Source organism: Nocardioides sp. CER19 (assembly GCF_029846275.1).
Lineage (GTDB): Bacteria > Actinomycetota > Actinomycetes > Propionibacteriales > Nocardioidaceae > Nocardioides.
This window is the reverse complement of the sequence record NZ_JARVWS010000001.1, coordinates 721,837-745,794: the sequence shown is the minus strand read 5'-3', so window position 1 is coordinate 745,794 and position 23,958 is coordinate 721,837. Positions and strand designations below refer to the sequence as shown.

22 protein-coding genes are annotated in these 23,958 nt (G+C 72.8%); 12 read left to right on the top strand and 10 right to left on the bottom strand.

Annotated elements, in window-relative coordinates; genetic code table 11:
• Positions 1 to 3: 3 nt before the first annotated feature.
• Positions 4 to 489, bottom strand: a complete 486-nt coding sequence (locus QDS12_RS03650; protein ID WP_279877005.1) for an NUDIX domain-containing protein — start codon at positions 487 to 489, stop codon at positions 4 to 6.
• 63 nt (positions 490 to 552) lie between these two features.
• Between QDS12_RS03650 and QDS12_RS03645 the strand changes: the two genes are divergently transcribed.
• On the top strand, positions 553 to 1,404 hold the full coding sequence (locus QDS12_RS03645; protein ID WP_279877002.1) for an aldo/keto reductase: 852 nt from the start codon (positions 553 to 555) through the stop codon (positions 1,402 to 1,404).
• Positions 1,405 to 1,411: 7 nt separating this feature from the next.
• On the opposite strand, the gene QDS12_RS03640 is transcribed toward QDS12_RS03645, so the two are convergent.
• Positions 1,412 to 1,951, bottom strand: coding sequence for a hypothetical protein (locus QDS12_RS03640; protein ID WP_279877001.1), 540 nt, complete (start codon positions 1,949 to 1,951; stop codon positions 1,412 to 1,414).
• 173 nt (positions 1,952 to 2,124) lie between these two features.
• Here QDS12_RS03640 and QDS12_RS03635 point away from each other — a divergent pair, with 173 nt between their 5' ends.
• On the top strand, positions 2,125 to 2,766 hold the full coding sequence (locus QDS12_RS03635) for a LysE family translocator (protein WP_279876999.1): 642 nt from the start codon (positions 2,125 to 2,127) through the stop codon (positions 2,764 to 2,766).
• Positions 2,767 to 2,885: 119 nt separating this feature from the next.
• On the opposite strand, the gene QDS12_RS03630 is transcribed toward QDS12_RS03635, so the two are convergent.
• Positions 2,886 to 5,807 carry a LuxR family transcriptional regulator gene (locus QDS12_RS03630; protein WP_279876997.1) on the bottom strand — a complete coding sequence of 974 codons (2,922 nt, stop codon included), beginning with the start codon at positions 5,805 to 5,807 and terminating at the stop codon, positions 2,886 to 2,888.
• 65 nt (positions 5,808 to 5,872) lie between these two features.
• On the bottom strand, positions 5,873 to 6,019 hold the full coding sequence (locus QDS12_RS03625; RefSeq protein ID WP_279876994.1) for a hypothetical protein: 147 nt from the start codon (positions 6,017 to 6,019) through the stop codon (positions 5,873 to 5,875).
• A 162-nt stretch (positions 6,020 to 6,181) separates the two neighbouring features.
• Here QDS12_RS03625 and QDS12_RS03620 point away from each other — a divergent pair, with 162 nt between their 5' ends.
• Positions 6,182 to 6,787 (top strand): nitroreductase family protein, encoded by a 606-nt coding sequence (locus QDS12_RS03620; RefSeq protein WP_279876992.1) that lies wholly within the window; start codon positions 6,182 to 6,184, stop codon positions 6,785 to 6,787.
• A gap of 9 nt (positions 6,788 to 6,796) precedes the next feature.
• Here the strand turns inward: QDS12_RS03620 and QDS12_RS03615 are convergent, their stop codons facing one another.
• On the bottom strand, positions 6,797 to 7,444 hold the full coding sequence (locus tag QDS12_RS03615; protein WP_279876990.1) for a dihydrofolate reductase family protein: 648 nt from the start codon (positions 7,442 to 7,444) through the stop codon (positions 6,797 to 6,799).
• Between the two features lie 49 nt (positions 7,445 to 7,493).
• Here QDS12_RS03615 and QDS12_RS03610 point away from each other — a divergent pair, with 49 nt between their 5' ends.
• Complete coding sequence (locus QDS12_RS03610; RefSeq protein ID WP_279876988.1) at positions 7,494 to 8,825, top strand: M20/M25/M40 family metallo-hydrolase; 1,332 nt, start codon at positions 7,494 to 7,496, stop codon at positions 8,823 to 8,825.
• 112 nt (positions 8,826 to 8,937) lie between these two features.
• Complete coding sequence (locus QDS12_RS03605; RefSeq protein ID WP_279876986.1) at positions 8,938 to 10,368, top strand: MFS transporter; 1,431 nt, start codon at positions 8,938 to 8,940, stop codon at positions 10,366 to 10,368.
• A 19-nt stretch (positions 10,369 to 10,387) separates the two neighbouring features.
• Here QDS12_RS03605 and QDS12_RS03600 read toward each other — a convergent pair whose 3' ends face one another.
• Positions 10,388 to 13,270, bottom strand: coding sequence for a helix-turn-helix transcriptional regulator (locus QDS12_RS03600; RefSeq protein WP_279876983.1), 2,883 nt, complete (start codon positions 13,268 to 13,270; stop codon positions 10,388 to 10,390).
• A 50-nt stretch (positions 13,271 to 13,320) separates the two neighbouring features.
• On the opposite strand from QDS12_RS03600, the gene QDS12_RS03595 reads away from it, so the two are divergent.
• Positions 13,321 to 13,857, top strand: coding sequence for a DUF1992 domain-containing protein (locus QDS12_RS03595; protein ID WP_279876981.1), 537 nt, complete (start codon positions 13,321 to 13,323; stop codon positions 13,855 to 13,857).
• A gap of 22 nt (positions 13,858 to 13,879) precedes the next feature.
• Here QDS12_RS03595 and QDS12_RS03590 read toward each other — a convergent pair whose 3' ends face one another.
• Positions 13,880 to 14,815: an SPFH domain-containing protein gene (locus tag QDS12_RS03590; protein WP_279876979.1), complete on the bottom strand. Its 936-nt coding sequence runs from the start codon at positions 14,813 to 14,815 to the stop codon at positions 13,880 to 13,882.
• 185 nt (positions 14,816 to 15,000) lie between these two features.
• On the opposite strand from QDS12_RS03590, the gene QDS12_RS03585 reads away from it, so the two are divergent.
• On the top strand, positions 15,001 to 16,083 hold the full coding sequence (locus tag QDS12_RS03585; RefSeq protein WP_279876977.1) for a CoA ester lyase: 1,083 nt from the start codon (positions 15,001 to 15,003) through the stop codon (positions 16,081 to 16,083).
• Between the two features lies 1 nt (position 16,084).
• Positions 16,085 to 16,951, top strand: coding sequence for a CoA ester lyase (locus QDS12_RS03580; protein WP_279876975.1), 867 nt, complete (start codon positions 16,085 to 16,087; stop codon positions 16,949 to 16,951).
• A gap of 125 nt (positions 16,952 to 17,076) precedes the next feature.
• Here the strand turns inward: QDS12_RS03580 and QDS12_RS03575 are convergent, their stop codons facing one another.
• The gene (locus tag QDS12_RS03575; RefSeq protein ID WP_279876973.1) at positions 17,077 to 18,090 is read right to left on the bottom strand and encodes a M48 family metallopeptidase; all 1,014 of its coding nucleotides are present in this window, start codon (positions 18,088 to 18,090) and stop codon (positions 17,077 to 17,079) included.
• A gap of 142 nt (positions 18,091 to 18,232) precedes the next feature.
• On the opposite strand from QDS12_RS03575, the gene QDS12_RS03570 reads away from it, so the two are divergent.
• The 4 genes from QDS12_RS03570 (at position 18,233) to QDS12_RS03555 (ending at position 20,943) form a co-directional block, all read left to right on the top strand.
• Positions 18,233 to 18,835: a hypothetical protein gene (locus QDS12_RS03570; RefSeq protein WP_279876971.1), complete on the top strand. Its 603-nt coding sequence runs from the start codon at positions 18,233 to 18,235 to the stop codon at positions 18,833 to 18,835.
• 65 nt (positions 18,836 to 18,900) lie between these two features.
• Positions 18,901 to 20,106 carry an MFS transporter gene (locus tag QDS12_RS03565; protein WP_279876969.1) on the top strand — a complete coding sequence of 402 codons (1,206 nt, stop codon included), beginning with the start codon at positions 18,901 to 18,903 and terminating at the stop codon, positions 20,104 to 20,106.
• Positions 20,107 to 20,210: 104 nt separating this feature from the next.
• Complete coding sequence (locus QDS12_RS03560; RefSeq protein ID WP_279876967.1) at positions 20,211 to 20,477, top strand: hypothetical protein; 267 nt, start codon at positions 20,211 to 20,213, stop codon at positions 20,475 to 20,477.
• A gap of 16 nt (positions 20,478 to 20,493) precedes the next feature.
• Entirely contained in the window at positions 20,494 to 20,943 is a 450-nt protein-coding gene (locus QDS12_RS03555) for a hypothetical protein (RefSeq protein ID WP_279876965.1), read from the top strand.
• A gap of 96 nt (positions 20,944 to 21,039) precedes the next feature.
• Here QDS12_RS03555 and QDS12_RS03550 read toward each other — a convergent pair whose 3' ends face one another.
• Both QDS12_RS03550 and QDS12_RS03545 read right to left on the bottom strand, forming a co-directional pair.
• Positions 21,040 to 22,386: an NAD-dependent succinate-semialdehyde dehydrogenase gene (locus QDS12_RS03550; protein ID WP_279876962.1), complete on the bottom strand. Its 1,347-nt coding sequence runs from the start codon at positions 22,384 to 22,386 to the stop codon at positions 21,040 to 21,042.
• A gap of 58 nt (positions 22,387 to 22,444) precedes the next feature.
• Positions 22,445 to 23,686: a Glu/Leu/Phe/Val dehydrogenase gene (locus tag QDS12_RS03545; protein ID WP_279876961.1), complete on the bottom strand. Its 1,242-nt coding sequence runs from the start codon at positions 23,684 to 23,686 to the stop codon at positions 22,445 to 22,447.
• Positions 23,687 to 23,958 lie beyond the last annotated feature (272 nt).

The following is a 23,958-nucleotide window of genomic DNA, read 5'->3' as shown; positions in this document are numbered from 1 at the left end:
CGATCATTCCCGTTCGGAGAGGAAAGCGAGGCCGGTGTCCACCATCGAGACCCGCGGGAGGTCGGGGACCTCCGACAGCGGGAACCAGCGGGCCTCGTCGGTGCTGCCGCCGGTCTCGTCGGTGAGCCGACCTCCCACGATACGAGCCGAGTAGAAGACCCGGACGGCCTTGAGCGGTCGACCGCTGTCACGCGCAGCGCCGCGGGTCCGCTGCTCGGCCGAGAAGACGTCGGTCTCGATCCCGAGCAGGCCGGTCAGCTCGACGTCGTACCCCGTCTCCTCGCGGGCCTCACGGACCGCGCCCTCAGCGGTGGTCTCCTGCAGCTCGACCCCGCCGCCGGGCAGCGTCCAACGTCGGCGCTCCTCGTCGTTCCACAGGGCGAGCAGCACCCGGTCGTCGCGCACGACCACGACGTACGCCGCCAGGCGGGTGTCGTAGTCGGTGTAGTGCGGCCGCTCGAGCGGCGCGGTCGGTTCGCCCGGGGTCACGATGCGCGTCCACCCGCCACCCGCGGACGGAATAGACCCGTCCCGTGTCGGTTATCGACAAGCATGACCGTTCCCTCCTTGACCCTCAGCGACTCCACGACCATCCCGCAGTTCGGCCTCGGCGTGTGGCAGGTGCCCGCCCAGGACGCCGAGCGTGTCGTCGGCGAGGCGCTCGAGATCGGCTACCGGCACGTCGACACCGCCCAGATGTACGGCAACGAAGCCGGCGTCGGGGCCGCGCTCAAGTCCTCCGGTCTCGCGCGCGACGACTTCTACGTCACCACCAAGCTCAACAACGGCCTCCACCGGCTCGACGACGCCAAGCGGTCCCTCCGCGAGTCACTCGACCGGCTCGGCCTCGACAACGTCGACCTCTTCCTCATCCACTGGCCCCTCCCGACACGGTACGACGGCGACTTCGTGTCCACCTGGCAGGCGCTCGTCGAACTCCAGGACGAGGGGCTGACCACGTCGATCGGGGTCTCCAACTTCCAGCCGGCGCACCTGGACCGGATCGTCGCCGAGACCGGCGTCGTACCCGTGGTGAACCAGGTGGAGGTGCACCCCTACTTCGGCAACGAGGAGACCCGCGCGGCGACGCGGCGGCACGGGGCACTCGTCGAGGGCTGGTCGCCGCTCGGCCAGGGTGGCGGCGAGCTGACCGACCCGGTCATCACCGCGATCGCGTCGGAGCTCGGGAAGTCGCCGGCCCAGGTCGTGCTGCGGTGGCACCTGGACCGAGGCGACATCGTCTTCCCCAAGTCGACCCACCGCGAGCGGCTGCAGGAGAACTTCGAGGTCTTCGACTTCGCGCTCACGTCCGAGCAGGTCGCCGCGATCAGCGCCCTCGACAAGGGCGAGGCCGGGCGCACGGGCGCCCACCCCGACACCATGGACTGGATCCCGGGCGCCTGACCGCCGGTCAGCGGACGGTCACGGAGACGACGTTGGAGACCATGCCGCTGTCGGAGTCGCGGACCCGGAACTGCTGGACGCCCGACCGGCCCGTCTGCACGTAGGTCGAGAACGTCTCGCCCGACACGGCGGCGGTGACCGGGAAGTCCTCCCACTTCTTCCCGTCACCGAGGCGCTGCACCTGCAGCACCGAGCCCTCGCCGCCGGGATAGGTGCCGGAGAGGTCGATGCGCTGCATCGACGCGACCGAGGCCGACCCGGCCTGGAGGGTGATCTTCTTGGCGGGCGCGGTCGTCGTCGGCGCCGCCGACGACGACTGCGCCGCCCCCGGCTGGTCGACCGCGGCAGCACTCGAGCTGGTCGGCACGGGCGTGGGGAGGTAGAGCGAGGGGCCGCTGTCGGCGGCCGCCGTGTCGCTGCTGCCACCGAGCCCCGCGACGCGGGTGGCGACCAGGGTGACGACGCCGAGCAGCAGTCCCACCGCGAGGCCGACGGCGACCAGCGCGACGAATCCCGCAGCGATCGGGTGCTTCTCGTCCGAGGTCACCTGACGTCCTTCCGAGCCGGTCCGAGGGTGCGGCACCATTGTGTGCAGATCCGTCAAGGACCGGCGAGGCTCATCGGCATACTCGTCGGCATACTCGTCGGCATAGTCATCGGCGTGCTTATCGGCGTGCTTATCGACGTGCGGTCGGCGCCGGCGCGCGGGACAATCCTGAGGTGCCCTCGCTCAGCCAGTTCGCCGGCTTCCTCGTCGCCTCGATCCTCTTCATCCAGGTGCCGGGTCCGAGCCTGCTCTTCACGCTCGGCCGCGCGCTGACGGTGGGCCGCCGGGACGCCCTGCTCTCCGTGGTCGGCAACGCGCTCGGCCTCACCGTGCAGGTGGTCGGCGTCGCGATCGGGCTGGGCGCGCTCGTGGCCGCGTCGGCGGAGGCGTTCACACTGCTCAAGCTCGCCGGGGCGGCGTACGTCGTCTATCTCGGCGTGCAGGCGATCCGGCACCGTGGCGACGCCCGGCTCGCGCTCGACGTCGAGACGGCCCCACACCCGACGACGTCGTGGGACTCCGTCCGCACCGGCCTGGTCGTGGGCGCCACGAACCCGAAGACGATCGTCTTCTTCGCCGCCTTCCTCCCCCAGTTCGTCGACGACCACGCCACCACGGCCCCGCAGCTCCTGCTCCTCGGGCTGGTCTTCGGCGTCCTGGCCTGCGCGTCCGACTCGTGCTGGGCGCTCGCGGCCGGCAAGGCGCGCGACTGGTTCGCCCGTGAGCCGAAGCGGCTCGACCACCTCGGCGCCACGGGCGGGGTCATGATGATCGGCCTCGGTGCGACGCTGGCCACCGCGAGCCACGGGTCCTGAGCCAGGGGGGCGGGGGCGCGTCCGGCCGTCTGTTCATCGAGGTATGCAGCCGAGTCGTCACTTCCCGCGCGGAGCTCCGCACGGGAAGTGCGCATTTCCCTGCATACCTCGATGAACCGTCAGACGAGACCCCGCCGCCGCGCGATGGCCGCCGCCTCGGTCCGCCCGGAGGCACCGAGCTTGGCGAGGATGTTGGAGACGTGCACCGAGACGGTCTTGGTGCTGATGAAGAGCAGCTTGCCGATCTCGCCGTTGGTGCGGCCGTCGGCGACGAGGGCGAGGATCTCGGCCTCCCGGCGGGTCAGCGCATCACTACCCGCGGGGTCGACCCGGGTCGCCGGTGAGCCCAGCGCGTCCAGGAGCGGCCGCGCGCCCAGCTCCCGGGCCGCCGCGCGGGCGAGCTCGGCGGCCTGGGCGGCGCCGGCGGTGTCGCCGGTCGCGCGGAGGATGCCGGCCAGGGCCACGCGGACGGTGGCGGTCTCGATGACGTGCCCGAACGTCGCGAAGCTCCGTTCGGCCTCCCGCCACGCCCCCACCAGCTCGGCCGGGTCGATCTCCGCTCCGGCGAGCCACCGGGCGCGGAGCGCCTCCGCGGTCAGTCGCGCCTCCCACGCCTGCCCCTCCGGCCCCCAGCCACGGGCGTCGTCGTAGGTCGCGATCACCGTCGCGCCGTCGGACGCCAGTCGCTCGATGTCGGGCAGCAGCGCGGCCCGCTCGGCGGCGGCCATGCTCGGCATCGCGTCGGCGAGCACGCCGAGCGCGACCGCTGCCAGCCGCAGTCGAGCGACGAACCACGGGTGCCACAACCGCGACAGCAGCGCGACCACCTCGTCGTAGACGACGACCGCCTCGCGGGGTGCCCCGGCGCGTCCGGCCGCGATCATCTCGGTCGCCGCGCTGAACACCGGGACGATCCCGTCGCTCTCCCAGGTGTCGCGGTGGAGCCGGCGCGGCACCTTCTCACCGCGTCCCTGACGGATCGACTGACGGATCGCGTCGAGGGCGGCGTACGGCACGGGCGGCGAGCCGGGGCGGGCGATCTTGACGAGGTCGAGCGCCTCGTCCCAGCGCCCGACCACGTAGAGCACCCACGCGAGCTGCTGCCGCGGCTCGAAGCCGTACGGCGCCCAGGGCTGTCCCGCCGCCTCCGAGCGCTCGACGCCGGCCCGGAACGCGGCTTCGGCGGCCGGCCACTCGCCCCAGTCCTCGTAGGAGCGGGCAAGCAGGAAGCGGCCCTGCAGCTCAGGGGTGAGCGCGCCGCTGGCGACCGCCCGGTCGATGACCGCCTGGAGCGCGGCCCGCAGCTGGGTGGGGTCGCCGGACTTGCCCAGGGCGGTCAGCGTCGTCGCAGCGGCCGAGGCGATCGCCGGCTGGTCGTGCCGCTCGGCGAGCGCCAGGGCCTCGGCGCCGGCGATCTGCGCGTCGGCGGTGGAGCCGCGCCAGTGCAGCAGCAGCGCACGGTCGGCGAGCACGCGGGCGCGCAGCACCGGGTCGCCGTCGGGCACCAGAGCGAGCGCGCGGTCGGAGGCGTCGAGCGGGTCCAGCTCGGCGTTGTCGATGATGCCGACGGCCATCGCGGCTGCGGTGAGGATCCGCGCCCGGTCGCCCGGCGGCGTGTCGGCGGGCAGCCGTTCCAGCTGCTCCTCCGCTATCCGGGCGGCCCGGTCCGGTCGTCCGGCCGTCGTGAGCGCCACGACGCAGGCCTCGACGACCCGGGCCGGCGAGACGCCGTCGGGCACCGGCCGCTCGCCGAGCAGGACCAGGGCGCGCTCGTAGTGATGGGCCGCCTCGTCGGGGCCGCCCACCGCGGCGGCCTCGTCGCCGGCGCGGACGCTCGCGACCAGTGCCGTGTCGAGGTCGAGGGCGAGCCGGGCGTGGCGGGCCAGCTCCGCGGCGGAGCCGAGCGGGGACTCGCGTCCGCCGCAGTCGGCCAGGGCCGCGGCGAACTGCCCGTGCAGCCGGACCCGCTCGCCCGGCAACAGGTCGTCATAGACGGCCTCGCCGAGGAGCGCGTGGCGGAACCAGTACGCGCCCTCACCCGCGACGAGCACGTGGGACTCGACCGCGTGGCGCAACGCCTCGTCGAGGGCCGGTGCCTCGAGCCCGACGACGGCGGCGAGGAGCTCGTGGCCGACGCGACGCCCGGCGACCGACGCGGTCCGGACGACGGTGCGCGTCGTCTCGTCGAGCCGATCGAGGCGGACGAGCAGGACGTCGGCGAGCTCGTCGGGGATCCAGTGACCGGGGCCGCCCGCCGCTCCGACGAGCTCCTCGACGAAGAACGCGTTGCCCTCGGCGCGGGCGACGATGTCCTCCCGGTCGGCGCCGCGAACCGCGGGGTCGAGGAAGGCGACGAGCGCACGGACCTGGTCGTCGCCGAGCGGGTCGAGGACGACGCGGCCGACGGCGCCGAGGCGGGCCCACTCGGCGACCTGGCGACGCAGCGGGTGGCGCCGGTGCAGGTCGTCGGCGCGGTAGGACGCGACCAGGGCGACGGGTCCGGCGAACGGTCGGGTGAAGAGGTAGGTGAGAAGGTCGCGGGTGGACTGGTCCGCCCAGTGGGCGTCCTCGATGACGACGAGGGCCGGCGCCTTGTCGGAGAGGGCCTCGAGCAGGGCGTGCACCGCGGCGAAGAGCTGGCCGCGGTCGACGGTGTCGGCCCGAGCGTCGGGGGCGGTCTCCCGGCCGGTCGGCAGGAGGCGGGAGAGAGCAGGGTGGCTGGTGCTGACGCGCTCGACCACATCGGGGAGCTGCGTCATGAGGCGGTCGAGGATCTCCGAGAACGGGAGGTAGGGCAGCGCGCTGTCGCCGAAGTCGAGGCAGTGGCCGGCGTACGCCTGCCAACCGCGGGTGGAGGCGAGCGCGGCGAGCTCCTGGAGCAGGCGGGTCTTGCCGACGCCGGCGTCGCCGGCGAGGAGGACGTGCTGGCGGACCGAGTCGGCGCCGGTGACGGCGTCACGAACGACGCCGACGCCGAGCAGCGAGGACAGTTCCTCGAGCTCGGCGTCGCGTCCGATCAGGATCCGGTCGGCATTGGCCACGTCCTCCATGATCCCTGGTGAGGCGGTGATCGCGCCTGCCCTTTGTTGAGAGAGTTCGGCGATCATCACAGGACCTCGATCGAGATCCCCCTCCGCCGCGGCCGCGCCCTGCGTAGCCTGACCTTCTCGCGGCGGCCGACGATCCCCTGACGGATCTGCGCGGCACGGTAGTTGGACTCGGCCCGGACGTACCCGGTGTCGTAGTTGCTCATCTCGGCTCCTCGGTTGCCCCGGCCCCCTGTGAGCCGGTGATACCTACAGTCGCCCTCTGAGGTAGGCCCGGACATCGGGAACGCTCCCGTACATCCGCGGCGGGGGTACCTCAGATGCACCCCCACACCTCCCTAGACGAGCCTCTGAGGCATGCTGCGCCCATGGAGTTCGAGGACGTCGTACGACGGCGCAAGATGGTCCGCAAGTACACGTCCGACCCGGTGGACCCTGCGGTGGTCGACCGGGTGCTGCGCAACGCCACCCGGGCGCCGTCGGCCGGCTTCACGCAGGGCTGGTCGTTCCTGGTGCTCGACACGCCGGAGGACACCGCCCGCTACTGGGACATCTTCGTCGGCGACGAGGAGTGGGAGGCGGACGGCTGGCTGCGCGGCATGCGCACCGCCCCGGTCCTGGTCCTGCCGTGCGCGTCGAAGGCGGCGTACCTCTCGCGCTACGCCGAGGGCGACAAGGGCTGGACGGACGAGGACGAGGCCCGGTGGCCGATGCCCTACTGGTACATGGACACCGCCATGGCGGTGATGCTCATGCTGCAGACCGTGGTCGACCAGGAGCTCGGCGCGTGCTACTTCGGCGTACCGCCGCGCCACGAGGCCGAGGTGCGGACGACGTTCGGCATCCCCGACGGGTGGGACCCGATCGGTGTCGTCTCGATCGGCCACCCCGCCCCCACCGGCGGCGCGAAGGGCTCGCCCACCCGCCGTCCGCGCAAGCCGGTCGAGGAGATCGTCCACCGCGGGTCGTGGTGACGGGGGCGCTCACCCCTCGGCCCGGCTGAACGTCACGTGCGTGACGCCGCTGGGCGTCGTGACGGAGGCGACGTCGTAGCGCTGCTCGATCCCCTCCAGACCGTCCCACAGGCGGACGCCTCGGCCGAGGAGGATCGGTACGACGACCACGTGGAGGTGGTCGACGAGCCCGGCCAGCACGAAGTCGCGCACCACGGTCGGTCCGCCGCCGATCCTGACGTCGAGGCCCCCGGCCGCCTGGCGGGCGACGTCGAGGGCCTCCTCGGGCGACGCGTCGAGGAAGTGGAACGTGGTGCCGCCGGCCATCTCGAGCGACGGCCGCGGCCGGTGGGTCAGCACGAAGGCCGGGGTGTGGAACGGTGGGTTCTCGCCCCACCAGCCGCGCCAGTCCGGGTCGTCCTGCCAGCCAGGAGGACCGAACTTGTGGGCGCCCATGATCTCGGCGCCGATCCCGTCCTCGAAGCGAGCCGCGAACGCGTCGTCCTCGGTCGTGTCCTCGGCCGACTCGCCCCGCATCCGCCGGAACATCGCTGTCGCGAACATCCACTCGTGGAGTCGCTGGCCGGCATGGCCGAACGGCGCCTCGAGGCTCTGTGGCTCGCCGGTGGCGAAGCCGTCGAGCGAGATCGACAGGTTGTGCACCCTCGTGGCCGCCATCTTCCGTCCTCCTCCAGCCGACGCTGACCTGCACCCCTATCCTGCGACGGTGACCGATCCCGTCGAGCGACTCGCCGCACTCATCCGGATCCCGACGGTGTCGCACCGCGATCCCGGGCTCATCGACACCGCGGCCTTCGACCGCCTCCTCGAGACGATGAGCACGCAGTGGCCGCTCCTCCACGCCCTGGAGGTGACCCGGATCGGGTCGCACGGCCTGCTCGTGCACTGGGCGGGACGGTCCGCGGAGCGGCCGGTCGTGCTGATGGCCCACCTCGACGTCGTACCCGTCGTGCCGGATGACTGGAGCCGCGACCCGTTCGGCGGCGAGGTCGTGGACGGCGAGATCTGGGGCCGCGGGACGCTCGACGACAAGGGCTGCGTCGCGGCGATCTGCGAGGCGGTCGAGTCGCTGCTCGCCGACGGCTTCGTGCCCGCCCAGGACGTGTGGCTGTCCTTCGGCTGCGACGAGGAGGTCTCCGGCGGTGCCGCGCAGGCGGCCGTCGAGGTGCTCCGCGAGCGCGGCGTCGCGCCGTGGTTCGTGCTCGACGAGGGCGGCGCGATCGCGCACGAGGCCTTCCCCGGTGTCGTCGCCCCGGTCGGCGTCGTGGGCGTCACCGAGAAGGGCACCACGTCGGTCACGCTCACGGTGACCGGCGACGGCGGGCATGCCTCCACCCCGGTCCGGAACGGGCCGACCGTGCGGCTCGCCAAGGCGCTGGCCAAGCTCGACGCGGCCGCCATGCCGGCCCGGCTGCCGGCCCCGACGATCGAGCTGTTCCGCCGGCTCGCTCCCCACGCACCGCTGCCGCTGCGGGCGCTGCTCGGCAACGCGCAGCGGCTCGCGCCGGTCGTCTCGCGGGCACTGACGTACGCCGGCGCCGAGCCCGCGGCGATGGTCAGGACCACGTTCGCGATCACGACGCTGACCGGCTCCCCGGCGCTCAACGTGATCGCCGCGTCGGCGACCGCGGGCGTCAACATCCGCGTGATGGTCGGCGACTCGGTCGCCAACGTCGTGGAGCACGTCCGGTCGGCGGTGGACGACAAGGCGGTCGCCGTCGAGGTCGTGGAGGCCAACGAGCCGAGCCCGGTGTCGCCGTACTCCTCCCCCGCGGGCGCCGACGAGGCCTTCGACCTGATCGAGTCGGCGATCGTCGACGTCTTCCCCGACGCCGTGCCCGCGCCCTACGTGATGATGGCCGCCACCGACTCGCGGTTCTTCACCGCGATCTGCGAGCGGGTCTACCGGTTCGCACCGTTCCGGATGACCAAGGCGCAGCGCGCGGCGATCCACGCGGCGGACGAGCGGCTCGGGACGCAGGCCTACCTCGACGGGGTCGGATGGTACCGCCGGCTCATCGAGCGGCTCCCGGCCTGACCGTCCCCATCCGACCGGAACCGGTCCGCGGCGGTCCGGCGTAGGCCATGATGTGCGCCACCGGACCGCCGCGACGCGGCGCAGGCCGCTGCGCACCCATCGGAAGGACCCCGTGACCGGACTCGACAGGCTCGACCCGCGGACGAACCCGCACGTCCAGAGCCTCGCCACCATCGTCGGATTCCTCGTCTGCGTGGAGATCGCCAGCGGCGTCCTGCAGGGCTACTACACGCCGATCTACAGCGACATCGCCGACCACCTGTCCATCAAGGACGCCGACGTCAACTGGTTCGAGGCGGCCCAGCTGGTGGTGTCGGCGCTGCTCGTCCCGCCGCTGGCGCGGCTCGGCGACATGGTCGGCCACAAGAAGGTGCTGCTGCTCTCGACGCTGGTCACGGCCCTCGGCTCGTGGACGCTGGCGTTCGCCCCGTCCTTCGGGACGTTCCTCGTCGGCTGGGCGCTCCAGGGCGCGTACGTCGTCTGGCTGCCGCTCGAGATCTCGATCATCCACCGCCGCACCGCGCAGACCGGCCGCCAGGCGCACCTCACCCGGCGGGCCGCCGCCATCCTCGTCGGCGCGCTGGAGCTGTCGGTCATCGTCGCGGCTCTGACGTCCGGCGCGCTCGTCGAGAAGCTCGGGATGGGCACCCTGCTGGCCCTGCCCGCGGTCGTCGTGACCGTCTGCCTGGTGCTGATCTGGGTGGGCGTCGAGGACGTGCCCGGCACCGGCTCGGGCTCGTTCGACTGGACCGGGCTCGGCCTGCTCACGGTCGTGCTCGGCCTCGTCATGGGTGGCCTCATCGCGATCCGGGTCGCGGGCCCGTCGTCGGTGCTGGGCTGGGCGCTGGTCGCGCTCGGGCTGCTGGCGCTCGTGCCGTTCGCGCGCGTCGAGCAGGGGCTGGACGAGCCGCTGGTCGACGTACGGCTCCTGCTGTCGCCGGCCCAGTGGCCGATCCAGCTGACCGCGTTCCTGTTCGGCATGTCGGTGCTCGGCGCTCAGATCCCGCTGTCGACCTTCTCGCGGACCGATCCGGCCGAGGCCGGCTACGGGCTGGGCGCGTCGGCGTCGTTCGTCTCGACGCTCATCGGCGTCTACGTCATCTTCCTCGCGATCGGCGCGTTCACGCTCACGCTCTGGGTGCGCCTCCTGGGCGACCGCCGCGCGCTGGCGGTCGCCGCGTTCCTGGTGGCGATCGGGTACGCCCTCTGGCTGCCGTTCCACGACCACACGTGGCAGGCGATGGTCAACATGGCGGTCGCCGGTGTCGGCTCCGGCGCACTGGTCGCAGCTCTCCCGGCTGCGGCCGCCGGCGCCGCCCCGCCGACCCGCACCGGCTTCGCCACCGGGATGACGAACGCGACCAAGACCGTCGGCGGGGCCGTCGCCTCGGCGGTGTTCGCGATCGCGCTCGCCTCGGCCGGCTCGATCGCCGACCCTCGGTACGGGCACGCCCCGCTGTCGGGCTACTACGTGGTCTGGTCGGTCTGCGCGCTCGCCGCGCTCATCGCCGGCCTCGCGCTCGCCGTGCGGCCCCGCGCCTGATCCCGGCCCTGACCCGGGCTCAGTCCGCCAGCAACCCGCGACGCCGGGCGATCGCGGCGGCCTCGGTGCGGCCGGCGGCGCCGAGCTTGCCGAGGATGTTGGACACGTGCACCGAGACGGTCTTGGTGCTGATGAAGAGTCGCTTGCCGATCTCGCCGTTGGAGCGCCCCTCGGCCACCAGGGCGAGGATCTCGGTCTCCCGCGGGGTGAGCGCGTCCACGTCCGGCCGGACCGGCTGCTCCTGCAGCTCGTCGAGCAGCGGCTGGGCGCCGATCCGGCGCGCCGCCTGACGGGCGAGCTCGGCGACCTCGCGAGCGGCGGCCGGCTCGCCGGTGGACCGCAGGATGCCGGCCAGGACGACGCGGACCGCGGCGAGCTCGTAGACGTGGTCGAACGCCGCGAAGGCCTCCTCCGTCTCCCGCCACGCACTGACCAGCTCGTCCTGCGAGGGCGCGTCCACGCCCGCGAGCCAGTGCGCGCGCAGCGTCTCGGCACGCAGGCGGCACCGCCAGGCGCGCCCTTCGACGCCCCACGGCTTTCCCCGATCGGTCACGCCTTCGTTGCCCTCACCGGCGATCCGGTCGACCTGCGCCACGACGGCGGCCCGGTCGGCGGCCGGGAGTCCGGGCAGCAGCGCGGCCAGCTGCCCGATGGCGACCGCGGCGAACCGGACCCGAGCGTCGAACCCCGCGCCCCAGACCCGCGCCACCGCCACCGTGCCCGCACCGTAGGCCTCGACGACGCCGTCGACGTCACCGCGCCGACCGGCCGCGATCATCTCGACGGGGGCCGAGTCGACGGCGGTCGCCACCTCCTGCGACCAGAAGTGCCGCAGCGCCCGGGCGGCGTCGCCGACGTCGGCACCGCGAGCCTGCTCGGCCAGCAGCCGTTGTGAGGTGATCCAGGCGCCGAGCACCGGCGGCGCGCCGGGGGCGTCGGCGAGCCGGAGCGCCTCGTCGATCTCGCCCCGGACCAGCAGGTTCCACATCAGGTGGACGCGCGCGTCGAAGCCGTACGGCGCCCAGGGGATGCCCCGGGCGAGGGCGAGCTCATGGCCGCTGCGGAGCCAATCGTGCGCCGTCGGGAGGTCGCCCAGGTGGTGGTGGATCAGCCCGAGCTGCAGGCGGCCGCGCAGCTCCGCGTCGAGCGCACCAGCCTTCGCCGCCTCCTCGACCGCCTCGGCCAGCCCGGCGATCCGCTCCTCGGCCGGCCGGCCCCACGGGGCCGCCAGCGTGACGGCGAGGTCGGCGGCGAGCGCGGGCCGGCCGTAGCGCTCGGCGAGACCGCGCGCCTCCTCGCCGAACCGCTCCGCCTCGTCGTGTCGTCGGTAGATCATCAGCAGGCGGGTGTGCGCTGCGTAGACGCGGGCGCGCACCAGCGGCGGCGCGTCCTCGGGCAGCGCCGCGACGGCCGCCTCCGACAGCGGCAGGTCGTCCCGGCCGTCCACGTAGGCGAAACCGGCCTCCATGTCGGTCGCGATCAGCTGCGCCCGCCACAGGCCTGGGGCATCGTCGGGCAGCCGCTCGTAGAGCTCCCGCGCGAGCCGCCGGGCCCGGTCGGCCTGGCCTGCGGCGATCATCGCCTCGCCGGCCTTCACGACGAGGTCGACCAGTCGGCCCTCGTCGTGGCCGGGCGTCTCGGCCAGCAGCGAGATGGCCTGCTCGTAGTGCTGCGCCGCCTCGTCGGGACCGCCGGAGGCGGCCGCGACGTCCCCGGCGCGGATCCCGGCCTCGAGCGCGGTCTCGCGGTCGCCCGCGAGTCGGGCGTGGCGCGCGAGCCCGGCCGCCGTACCGGTCGAGAGGCCGCCGCGCAGCGCCGTGACATAGCGCTGGTGGAGCCGCACCCGCTGACCAGGAAGCAGGTCGTCGTAGACCGCCTCGCCGAGCAGCGCGTGGCGGAACACGTAGTAGCCGTCGCCGCGGACGACCAGGATGCTCATCTCGATCGCCTGCCGGAGGGCTGCATCGAGCGTGGGCTGGTCGAGCCCGGCCACCGCCGCGAGCAGCTCGTCACTCACCTCCCGACCGGCCGCGCTCGCGGTGCGGACGACCTCGCGGGCGGTCTCGTCGAGCCGGTCGAGCCGGACCAGGAGCAGGTCGGCGAGATCGGCGGGGACGACCCCGGCCGGCCAGGACGCGGCCGCGACGAGCTCCTCGGTGAAGAACGCGTTGCCGTCCGCCCGAGCGACGACCGCCTCGACCTCCGCGTCCCTGAGATCTCCGTCGAGGGCCCGCACCAGCCGGCGGACGTCGGCGGGATCCAGCGGGTCGAGCACCAGCCGCTCGAGCTGCGGAAGCCGCGTCCACTCGGCGATCTGGCCGCGCAACGGGTGTCGGCGGTACAGGTCGTCGGCCCGGTAGGAGGCGACGACCGAGACCGGCCCCACGAACGGCCGGGCGAAGAGGAAGGTGAGCAGGTCGCGCGTCGACCGGTCGGCCCAGTGAGCGTCCTCGACGACGATCAGCGTGGGCGCCTTCTCGGCCGTCCGCTCCAGCAGGGCGTGGACCGCCGCGAAGAGGTTGCCGCGGTCGAGCGCCTCGCTCGGCTCGGTGCCGCCGAGGAGGCGACTGGCCGGCGCGAGCCTCAGCAGCGCCGGGTGCGCGTGCGCGACCTCCGCCACCGCGTCGGGCATGGTCGCGATCAGGCGGTCGAGGATCTCGGAGAACGGCAGGTAGGGCTCGGCGCTGTCGCCGAAGTCGAGGCAGTGGCCGGCGTGGACCTGCCAGCCGTCGCCGACCGCCCGGTCGCGCAGCTCCCGGAGCAGCCGGGTCTTGCCGACGCCGGCGTCACCACCGAGCAGCACGTGTCGCCGGCCGGCTCCGCCGGTCGCGATCCCGAGGGTGCGGGAGAGTCCGTCGAGCTCGACGTCTCGACCGACCAGGGCCTCGTTGCTGTGCGCCACGGCACCATGATGGTCGGTCCCACCGACAGTGGCATCCGTACCCTGGACGTGTGTCTGAGAGCGAGGACCGACCCGAGGGTCGTCCCGAGCGGCGTCCCCGGCCGGAGGCCGCCGGGTCGGCCGCGGCCGCCGCGCGGATCCGGCAGCAGCAGACCTGGGTCGACCTGCAGGTCCGGGCCGCGATGGAGCGCGGTGAGTTCGACAACCTGCCGGGCGCGGGCCGGCCGATCGCCGACCTCGGCACCGAGCACGACCCCGAGTGGTGGCTGAAGAAGCTCGTCGAGCGCGAGCGGCTGGTCGTCCTGCCGCTGTCGGTACAGCTCCGGAAGGAGGACGCGGGTCTCGCCGACGAGCTCGACCGGCTCACGACCGAGAAGGCGGTACGCGCACGGGTCGAGGACTTCAACGAGCGCGTCATCAAGGCGCGCTACGCCCTGCCGGAAGGCCCGCCGCTGATCACCATGCCACGCGACGTCGACGCGACGGTCGCGGACTGGGCGGCCCGGCGCGAGGCGCGGCTCGCCGCCCGGCGTACGCCGGAGCAGACCGCACGGCCCCGGCGCCGGTGGTGGCGCCGGCGCCGGTGACGGCCGCTGCTGATCGGCGCTGCTACTTGGACGGCAGCACGAGGTTCGATCCGGCCCCCGGCCAGCAGGAGAACCCGGCCGGGACCGACTGGCCCGCCTTGACCATCTCCTCGAGCGTGTCGAGGCACTTCGAGACGAGCACGTTGGGGTCCTTCGAGACCGAGTCGGCCAGCGCCCGGTTCGCCCGGGCCTGGGCCCCGGCGGTCTTCTCCTGCTGCTCCGCGATGCGGGTGTTGCCGACCTCGGCCTGGTAGGCGTTGATCTTCGCCTGCGTGGAGTCGGCGAGCTTGAGGAACGACATCGTCACGGAGTCGATGAGGATCTGCGCGTGCCCGCCGTTCATGGCGGCGAGACGCTCGCTCATCTGGTCCTCGATCTGCTTGCTGAACTCGTCGAGGTTGGGCGTGGCGCTGATCTGGGTGTTGTCCTGGGCCGCGTTGGCCGCCGTGTTGACGTTGGCGAGCGGGTTGAACTGGCCGAGCACGTCGTTGACCGCGGCCTTCATCTGGGTGACCACCAGGCTGTGCCGGATCGTCTCGTTGACGTTGTTGGAGCGGTAGTTCTGGAAGAGGGTGGACGCCTCGGTCTCCGCGATGTGCCAGCGGATCGTGAGGCTCGCGCAGGCCGTCGACGAGTCGGCGATGCGGACCTCGATGCAGTCGTCGCCCGTGAACTCGTCGGGCTGGATCGCCGCATCGAGCGTCGTCACCTTCTCCCACGGCTTCTTCAGGTGCAGGCCGTTCGGGAGGTCACGGCCCGTGGGCTTGCCGAACGCCGTCACGACACCGACGTCCTTGGTGCCGACGCGGGTGACCAGGCTCGAGGCGACCACGACGAGCGCGAGCACGACCAGCGCCACGCCGGCGAGCTTGCCGGCGGCGCCGATGCCCGAGATGCGGAGGCGGAACGCGACCGCCGCGAGGGCGAGCAGCACCACGGCGATGAACAGCTGAGACACGGAGGTGTGCCTTTCTGACGAAGAGTGATCCAGCCGGACCGGACTGTCCGACGCTGGAGCCGACCAGACTTCCCGGCACACCAACGCTGAGAGCGCGTGGCGTGATGCTATCCACATCGAGCGGTCGTCGTGGTGTCAGATCGGTCATACCGGCGGGTAAGTGACCACTGCTACGTTCCGAGCCCATGAGCCACAAGTCACCGAAGGACTTCTTCGCGCCGCTGGCCGTGGGTGCTCCGGCGCCGCTCCGGGAGATCCCGGCGCGGCCGAGCCGGGCGATCCACTTCTTCGACCCGAGCAACCCGAAGATGGTCGACAAGGTCCCGCAGATGGTGGGCACCGTCGACGTCCTGCTCGGCAACCTCGAGGACGCGATCAAGGCGGACAACAAGGTGGCTGCCCGCGAGGGCCTGGTCCGGATCGCGCAGGAGACGCCCGGGCTGGGCGGTCCCGAGGCGAAGACCCAGCTCTGGACGCGGATCAACAGCCTCGACAGCCCGTGGGTGCTCGACGACCTCACGACGCTCGTCGCGGCCATCGGCGACCGGCTCGACGTCGTCATGGTGCCGAAGGTGCAGGGCGCTGAGGACATCCACTACGTCGACCGGCTGCTCGCCCAGCTCGAGGCCAAGGCCGGCCTGACCCGCCCGATCCTCGTCCACGCGATCCTCGAGACCGCTCGCGGCATGGCGAACGTCGAGGAGATCTGCGGCGCCTCCCCGCGCATGCAGGGGCTGTCGCTCGGCCCGGCCGACCTGGCCGCGGACCGCAAGATGAAGACCACCCGCGTCGGTGGCGGCCACCCGGGCTACCTGGTCCGCGAGGACCCCAAGGACGGGAACGTCGACGGCCCGCGGGCGACGTACCAGCAGGACCTCTGGCACTACACGATCGCCAAGATGGTGGACGCGTGTGCGACCCACGGGATCTACCCCTACTACGGCCCGTTCGGCGACATCACCGACGTCGTCGCGGCCGAGGACCAGTTCCGCAACGCCTTCCTGCTGGGCTGCGTCGGCACCTGGAGCCTGCACCCGAAGCAGATCGAGATCGCCAACCGCGTCTTCTCTCCCTCGGTGGAGGACATCAAGCACGCCCGCCGGGTCGTCGCGGCGATGGGCGACGGCACGGGCGCGGTCATGCTCGACGGCAAGATGGAGGACGACGCCTCGCTCAAGCAGTGCCTCGTGCTCGTCGAGCTCGCCGACCGGCTCGCCGCGATCGACCCCCAGCTGAAGGCCCGCTACGACGAGATCGAGGTCGACTGAGATGACGCAGACCTTCCGCCCCCGGCGCTCCGTCCTCTACATGCCGGGCGCCAACGAGCGCGCCCTCGAGAAGGCGAAGACCCTGCCGGTGGACGCGCTCATCCTCGACCTCGAGGACTCGGTCGCTCCCGACGCCAAGGCGGCCGCCCGGGAGAACGTCGTCGCCGCCGTCGCCTCCCGTGAGTACGGCGGCCGCGAGCTGACCATCCGCATCAACGGCGCCGACACCGAGTGGCACGCCGAGGACCTGCGCGCCGCGGCCGCGGTCGGACCCGACGCGATCGTGGTGCCGAAGGTGAACAGCCCCGAGGCGGTGCTCAGCCTGGTCGACGCCGTCGCGGCAGCGGGCGCGCCGGAGAAGACGAAGCTGTGGGCGATGATCGAGTCGCCGTACGCGATCCTGCACGCGGAGGAGATCGCGGCCGCCTCCGACCGCCTGGCCGTGCTGGTGCTGGGCACCAACGACCTGGTCAAGGAGCTGTTCATCGACCACGTGCCCGGTCGCGCTCCGCTCGTCACCAGCCTGCAGCTCGCGGTGCTGGCCGCGCGAGCGACGGGCAAGGTCGTGCTCGACGGCGTCTACAACGATGTGAAGAACCTCGAGGGCTACCTCGCCGAGGTCGAGCAGGGCCGGCAGTTCGGCTTCGACGGCAAGACGATCATCCATCCCGGCCAGATCGAGGGCGCCAACACCGGGTTCGCCCCGAGCGAGGAGGCGGTCGCCGACGCACGCGGGCTCATCGCCGCGTGGGAGGACGGTGCCGGCAAGGGCGTCGTCACCTACAACGGCAAGATGGTCGAGAGCCTCCACGTGGAGTCGGCCCGCCGGACGCTGAGCATCTCGGAGGCGATCGCGGCGTTGGGGTAGGGGCGGCCGGGCGGAGTACCCGGTGAACCGGGTACTCCGGAACTCCCCGGGCGCCCTGACACCCCGGAAGTTCCGCCCTTCCCTGGGCGGTGGGACCCGAGCGACCCGTGTGACGAGCCCGTCGGTCAGTCTCCGGTGCGGTTGAACCTGTCGTCCCACCACAGCTTCGCGCTGCCCAGCCAGCCGGCGGCGTCGTGGACCAGCCGGCCGAGCGTGTCCTGGGTCTGGCGGAACGCCTCGGCATAGCTGCGCGCCGCCTCCTTCGCGGCCTCGCTGACGGTGGCCGAGCCGTCGTCGACCCGACGGGGGTACGCGCCGCCGAGCGCTCGGGTGTACTCCCCCGCGTCGACCCACGTGCGCAGCTCGGCCGCCCGGACGACGGCGAAGGGGTGGCTCCGGCTCTCGAGCAGCAGCAGCTTCAGCACGGAGTCCCGCAGGTCCCCGGCGTTGACGTACTCGGCGCCCTGCGCGAGGAACGACGTCGGGTCGAGGTCGCCGGCGTGCCCGCCGCTGGCGAGCTGCATGTGGACGCGGAGCGCGACGGCGGGGTCCTGCACACCGAGCAGGCCGGCGCGGTCGGCGGAGAGCTCGGCCTTGCGCGACCACTCCATCAGCGCCGCGACGATGACCCGTAGGCCGAGCCCGCCGATCGGGATCGACGCGAAGCCCATGCTCAGGAGCAGCAGCCGCTGGAGCAGCGTCTGGTAGACCGCGTGCCCCGACAGGACGTGGCCGAGCTCGTGCGCGATCACGAAGGCCAGCTCGTCGTCGTTCAGCAGGTCGACCAGGCCCGAGTTGAGGACGATGAGCGGCTTGTCCATGCCGATCGTGACCGCGTTGGTGAGCGGGTTGTTGGCGACGTAGATCTCGGGCAGCTGCGGTACGTCGAGCACCGTCGCCATGTCGACCAGCAGCCGGTGCACCCGGGCGAACTGGCGCTCGTCGGCGCGGACGGCGTCGCCGAGCACGGCCAGCCGCACGGCCCGCTCGTTGACCAGGCCCGACATGGCCTTGAGCAGCGCATCGAAGCCCTTGAGCTTGCGCAGCGCGACCAGCGCGCCGCGGTCAGCCGGGTGCTCCCAGGTCCGCGAGCTGATGCCGGTCAGGATGACCCGGGTCCGGGCCGGAGGGTTCGCCATGCGGGGAGTCTGCCCCGAAGGAGCCGCTCCGACCAGCGATTCGCGCAGGTCGGCTCCCGACGGACCCCAAGCCGATCCCAAGTCACGCGTTCCACCCTGAGGACACACGGAACGACCTAGAGTCCGACGAGGGAGGACACGCATGACCCCGACAGTCCCGGCCGCCACCGACCTGCTCGTCGATGCGCCGGCCGCCGTGATCCATCGCGGCGGCTGCCGCGCGACGGCGTGCCTGCTGCCCGAGCAGGAGATCGGGGCGCTCGACGGCGCGGTCCGGGTCTACGAGGACGGTCGGGTCGTCGCCGGCCTCACCACCCAGCTGCACGACTTCGACGCGGCCCCGCTGGACCTCGGGCGGCTCGCCCCGGGCTGGCACACGCTGACCGCCGCCTACACGGGCGGGTCGCGCTACCAGTGCGCGTGGTCGGCGCCGTTCACCGTGCTGGTCCTGCCGGCGACCACCGTCGCCGACCTGGTCGTGCCGCCGACCGGGGTCGCCCGCGGCGGCAGCCTCGGCGTCACGGTGCGGACCACCGACGCGTCGACGTACGCCTCCGGCAAGGTGGTTCTCTTCGAGCGTGCCCGGTTGCTCGCGACCGGGGAGGTCGTCGACGGTGTCGGCACGATCGGGCTGCCGCCGGACCTCGCGCCCGGGCTGCACCGGCTGTTCGCGGCGTACGCCGGCACCGACACGCACTGCCCCTCGGAGACGCCGGTCATGCCGGTCGCGGTGCTCGCCGACTGATTTCTCACAGACCACGCTTCGAGAAACGGCATTCGGAGCGAGCCGGAGGTCGTTGAATCGGGAGCGTGTCCACCATCGCCGCCTCCCCACCCACGGTCAGCTCGGGCCGGCGGTGGGCGATGCTCGCGGCGAGCACGCTGGCGCAGGCGTGCGCGGCGATCATGATGCACGGACCGGCGTTCCTCATCCCGGCGCTGCACAGCCACGAAGGACTCACGCTCCCCCAGGCCGGTCTCGTCGCCGCGGCGCCGACCCTCGGCGTCATGGCGGCCCTCGTCGCCTGGGGTGCGGTCACCGACGCGTACGGCGAGCGGGTCGTGCTCGTCACCGGCCTGGTCGGCACCGCGCTGCTCGGCCTGGGCGCGGTGCTCGTCCACGACCTGGTGCTCTTCAGCATCCTCATCGGGCTGGCCGGAGCGAGCGCGGCCAGCGCCAACTCGGCCAGCGGCCGGGTCGTCGTCGGCTGGTTCCCGCCGGAGCGACGGGGCCTCGCCATGGGCATCCGGCAGATGGCGCAGCCGGTCGGCGTCGGCATCGCGGCGATCACCATCGCCGTCGTCGCCGAGAACCGGGGCATCCACGCGGCCATCGCGGTCCCGACCGTCGCCGCGGCGATCGCAGCGCTCGTCGTCGCACTGCTGGTGATCGACCCGCCGCGGCCGGAGCGACCGGCCGGCACCAACCGCCGGCACGGCAACCCCTACCGCGGAGACCGCTACCTCCTCCGGATCCACTCGGTGAGCATGCTGCTGGTCGTCCCCCAGTTCGTGGTCTGGACCTTCGCGCTGGTCTGGCTGATCCAGGACCGGCACTGGGGGGCCGCGGCCGCCGGCGCGGTCGTGGCCGTCGCCCAGATCTTCGGCGCGCTCGGCCGGATCGCGGTCGGCCAGCTCTCCGACGTCGTCACCAGCCGGATGCGGCCGCTGCGCTGGGTCGCCCTCGCGGCCGCCGCCGTCATGCTCCTGCTCGGCGTGACCGCCGGGATCGGCTGGTGGGTCGCCGTACCGCTCATGGTGGTGGCCACCGTCCTCACCGTCGCCGACAACGGACTCGCCTTCACCGCCGTCGCCGAGCGGGCCGGCCCCTTCTGGAGCGGGCGGGCCCTGGGCATCCAGAACACCGCCCAGTTCCTCACCAGCTCGCTGGTGCCGCCCCTCGGCGGCCTGGCCGTGTCCGCGGCCGGCTTCTCCTGGGCGTTCGCGCTCGCCGCCCTGTTCCCGGTGCTGGCGGCACCGCTCGTCCCGGTCGCCGACGAGCGCGAGCTGTCCTAGCCCCCGCGACCCGCACCCACCCGGGCGGCCGTGACCGCCGGAAGACCGACGTGCGTCACGGCCCCCCGCTGGGTACCGCCTCCCCCAGAGGGAAGGGGAGCACCATGCAGACGGCCATCTGGATCATCGCCGCGCTCGCCGTCGTGGCACTCGTGGTCGGGGTCGCACGGGCGGCCACGAGGAGCCGCCGGACCTATGTGGCGACCGCTCCGGCGACGATCAGCGTCACCGAGCCCGTCGAGGACATTCTCGAGTCGCCCCGGCACGCCGCCGAGGCGCGCGCCGCCGAGACCGCCCCGCGGGGGCAGCGTCCTCGGCGTGCATCGCGACGTCTGACCGCCCGGTCAGCGGCCGGGTACAGCACCCGGTGAAAGGAAAGGGATGACCATGTCCACCATCATCTGGATCATCATCGCGATCATCGTCGTCGCGATCATCGTGGCGGCCGTGATGGCCGCTCGACGCCGGCGGCACCAGGCGCTCACCCAGCGTGCCACCGAGATGCGCACCGAGGCCGCGGTGCGCGACCAGGACGTGGCCGAGGAGCGCCGCCGGGCGGCCGAGGCCGATGCCAAGGCGCAGCTGGCACGCGCAGAGGCCGAGCGGGCCGAGCAGCACGCGCAGGCCGCGCGCCAGTCCAGCGCGTACGAGGAGGCACGCCAGGAGGACACCCTGCGCGAGGCCGACCGCATCGACCCGCACGTCGACGACACGCGGGACCCGGCCACGGGCACCACCGGCACGACCGGCACCACGGGCACCACGGGCGGGACCACCGGCGAGACCACCCGCGACACGACCGGCGAGGCCGGCGCCACGCACCGCCGCGACATCTGAGTCGCGGTCGGAGCTCCGCACCCTCGAGTCGGAAGCACCACCACACAGGCCCACGGCGAGACGCCGTGGGCCTGTGTGTACTCCGGTGCGAAGCGGTCAGGAGAGGATGCGGATCAGCTTCTTGTTGACGAACTCGTCGATGCCGTAGCGGCCGAGCTCGCGGCCGAAGCCCGAGCGCTTGATGCCGCCGAAGGGCAGCTCGGCACCGTCGAGGAGGACGCCGTTGACGAAGACCATGCCGGCCTCGATCTTGTCCGCCACGCGCTCGGCCTGCTCCTTGTCGGTGGTGAAGACGTAGGAGCCGAGGCCGAACGGGGTGTCGTTGGCGACGGTCACCGCCTCCTCCTCCGAGGACACCTTGAAGACCATCGCGATCGGGCCGAAGAGCTCCTGGTGGTAGACGTCGTTCTCCGGCGTGACGCCGGTGAGGACGCCGGTCGGGAAGTAAGCACCGTCGCGCTGCCCCGCCGACTCCAGGTGCGCGCCCTGCTCGACGGCGGCGTCCACCTGCGCCTGCAGGCGCTCGGCCGCGGCGACGGACGAGAGCGGGGTGATGCCCTCCGCGCCGGCCTTGATCGCAGCCGTGAACTTCTCCACGAACGGGTCGTAGAGGTCCTCGGCGACGACGAACCGCTTCGCCGCGTTGCAGGACTGGCCCGTGTTGTCGAGCCGCGCGCTGACGGCCGCCTGGACCGCACCGTCGAGGTCGTCGGTCGACAGCAGGATGAACGGGTCGGAGCCGCCCAGCTCGAGCACGACCTTCTTCAGGTTCCGGCCGGCGATCTCGGCGACGGCCGCGCCGGCCCGCTCGGAGCCGGTGAGCGAGACACCCGCGACGCGCGGGTCGGCGATGATCGTGGCGACCTGCTCGTTGGTCGCGTAGACGTTGACGTAGGCGCCGGCCGGGAAGCCCGCGTCGTCGTAGATCCGCTGGATCGCCGCCGCCGACTCCGGGCACTGCGGCGCATGCTTGAGGATGATCGTGTTGCCGATGCACAGGTTCGGGCCGGCGAACCGGGCCACCTGGTAGTAGGGGAAGTTCCACGGCATGATCCCGAGCAGGACGCCGTACGGCGACCGGCGGATCACCGCCGTGCCGTCGCCCTCGAGCAGGTCCACGGGCTCGTCGGCGAGCATCTTCTCCGCGTGGTCCGCGTAGTACTCGTAGATGGCGGCGCTGAACTCGACCTCGCCGACGGCGTCCTCGAGCGGCTTGCCCATCTCGCGGACGATGATCGCGGCGAGCTCGTCCTTGCGCTCGTTGTGCAGCTCGGCGACGCGCCTGACCAGGGCGGCGCGCTCGGCCACGGTGGTCGTGCGGGCCCAGCCCTTGCTGGCGGTCGTGGCCGCCGCAAGGGCTGCCTCGACATCGGCGTCGGTGGCGGTGGGGAACTGCTGGACGACCTCGCCGGTGGCCGGGTCGGTGACGGCGTAAAGACTCATGCCGCACATCCTGCCCGGGCCACCGGCGTCGCCGGTAGGGGGTCCGCCGGTTCCGTGGCTACGGGTAGAGACCGCGCATGGCGTGGGCGCTGGCGACGCGCTCCACGGCGAGGCAGGTCGCGGCGGTCCGCAGGGTCAGGCCCTGTCGCTGCGCGTAGGAGAGGACGTCGCGCCAGGCGCCGATCATCCGGTCGGCGAGCCGGGCCTCCACCTCCTCCTGGCTCCACCAGTAGGCCTGGTTGGCCTGGACCCACTCGAAGTAGGACACGATGACGCCGCCCGCGTTGGCGAGGATGTCGGGGGCGACGGTGACGCCGCGTCCCGCGAGGATCTCGTCCGCCTCGGCGGTGGTCGGCCCGTTGGCGCCCTCCACGATCAGCCGGGCGTTGATCCGCGAGGCGTTGCCGCGGTGGATCACGCCCTCGACGGCGGCCGGCACGAGGACGTCGACCTCGAGCTCGAGCAGCGCCTCGTTGTCGATCGCCTCGGCGCCGCCGAAGCCGACGACCGAGCCCGTCTCGTCGACGTGCTGCTCGAGGGCGGGTACGTCGAGCCCGGCCGGGTCGTGCACGCCGCCGTACTGGTCGCTCACGGCGAGCACCTTCACGCCCGCCTCCGCGAGGAAGCGCGCGCTGCCGCGGCCGACCTTGCCGAAGCCCTGGACCGCAGCGGTCGACTCGGACGGCGCCAGGTGCAGGTGCGACATCGCCTGCAGCGCGATGTGGACCACGCCGCGCGAGGTCGCGGAGGCGCGGCCCTGCGACCCGCCGAGGCTGATCGGCTTGCCGGTCACGACGCCGAGGACGGTGTGACCGCTGTTGACGGAGTAGGTGTCCATCATCCAGGCCATGGTCTGCTCGTCGGTGCCGATGTCGGGGGCGGGGATGTCCTGCATCGGGCCGATGAGCGGGAGGATCTCGGAGGTGTAGCGGCGGGTCACGCGCTCGAGCTCGGCCCGCGAGTAGTTGCGCGGGTCGATGGTGACACCGCCCTTGGCACCGCCGTACGGGACACCCAGGAGCGCGCACTTCCACGTCATCCACATGGCGAGGGCGCGGACCTCGTCGAGGTCGACGTTCGGTGCGTAGCGCAGTCCGCCCTTGGCGGGCCCCCGCGAGTAGTTGTGCTGCACGCGGTAGCCGGTCAGCACCTCGGTGGTGCCGTCGTCGCGTCGCAACGGGATGCTCACGGTGAGCTCCCGCCGGGGCGCGGCCAAGTTGGCGTAGACGCCGTCGTCGTAGCCGAGGATCTTCACGGCATCGGCGAGCTGGCGGCGGGCATCGACGAGCGGTTCGCTCATCCAATCCTCCCTGTGGGGTGAATTCAGACGGGTCGGAAAATGAGGTGCCGACCGCCTTGTGAGCGGGCTCACACCTGCGGGGTCATCATGCTCCTCGACGCGCCGGTAACCAGCATCGACGGGGCCGTCGGCGGTCCCGGGTCGGGGAGGTGCCCCCAGCGGAGCAAGTTACCGATGGGTAGGATCCGTGTCACTCTGGTCCGGGCTGCCGCTCACGGCACGCCCGCCCTAGGGTGTTGGATCGCTCGTCGGACGCGGCGGGCTCGTTAGTG

Bases quoted from the DNA above. Each gene is read 5' to 3' on its own strand.
- QDS12_RS03560 (WP_279876967.1), top strand. From the start codon at position 20,211: ATGCAGACGGCCATCTGGATCATCGCCGCGCTCGCCGTCGTGGCACTC.
- QDS12_RS03645 (WP_279877002.1), top strand. From the start codon at position 553: ATGACCGTTCCCTCCTTGACCCTCAGCGACTCCACGACCATCCCGCAG.
- QDS12_RS03555 (WP_279876965.1), top strand. From the start codon at position 20,494: ATGTCCACCATCATCTGGATCATCATCGCGATCATCGTCGTCGCGATC.
- QDS12_RS03575 (WP_279876973.1), bottom strand. From the start codon at position 18,090: ATGGCGAACCCTCCGGCCCGGACCCGGGTCATCCTGACCGGCATCAGC.
- QDS12_RS03550 (WP_279876962.1), bottom strand. From the start codon at position 22,386: ATGAGTCTTTACGCCGTCACCGACCCGGCCACCGGCGAGGTCGTCCAG.
- QDS12_RS03615 (WP_279876990.1), bottom strand. From the start codon at position 7,444: ATGGCGGCCACGAGGGTGCACAACCTGTCGATCTCGCTCGACGGCTTC.
- QDS12_RS03580 (WP_279876975.1), top strand. From the start codon at position 16,085: ATGACGCAGACCTTCCGCCCCCGGCGCTCCGTCCTCTACATGCCGGGC.
- QDS12_RS03570 (WP_279876971.1), top strand. From the start codon at position 18,233: ATGACCCCGACAGTCCCGGCCGCCACCGACCTGCTCGTCGATGCGCCG.
- QDS12_RS03585 (WP_279876977.1), top strand. From the start codon at position 15,001: ATGAGCCACAAGTCACCGAAGGACTTCTTCGCGCCGCTGGCCGTGGGT.
- QDS12_RS03620 (WP_279876992.1), top strand. From the start codon at position 6,182: ATGGAGTTCGAGGACGTCGTACGACGGCGCAAGATGGTCCGCAAGTAC.
- QDS12_RS03545 (WP_279876961.1), bottom strand. From the start codon at position 23,686: ATGAGCGAACCGCTCGTCGATGCCCGCCGCCAGCTCGCCGATGCCGTG.
- QDS12_RS03625 (WP_279876994.1), bottom strand. From the start codon at position 6,019: ATGAGCAACTACGACACCGGGTACGTCCGGGCCGAGTCCAACTACCGT.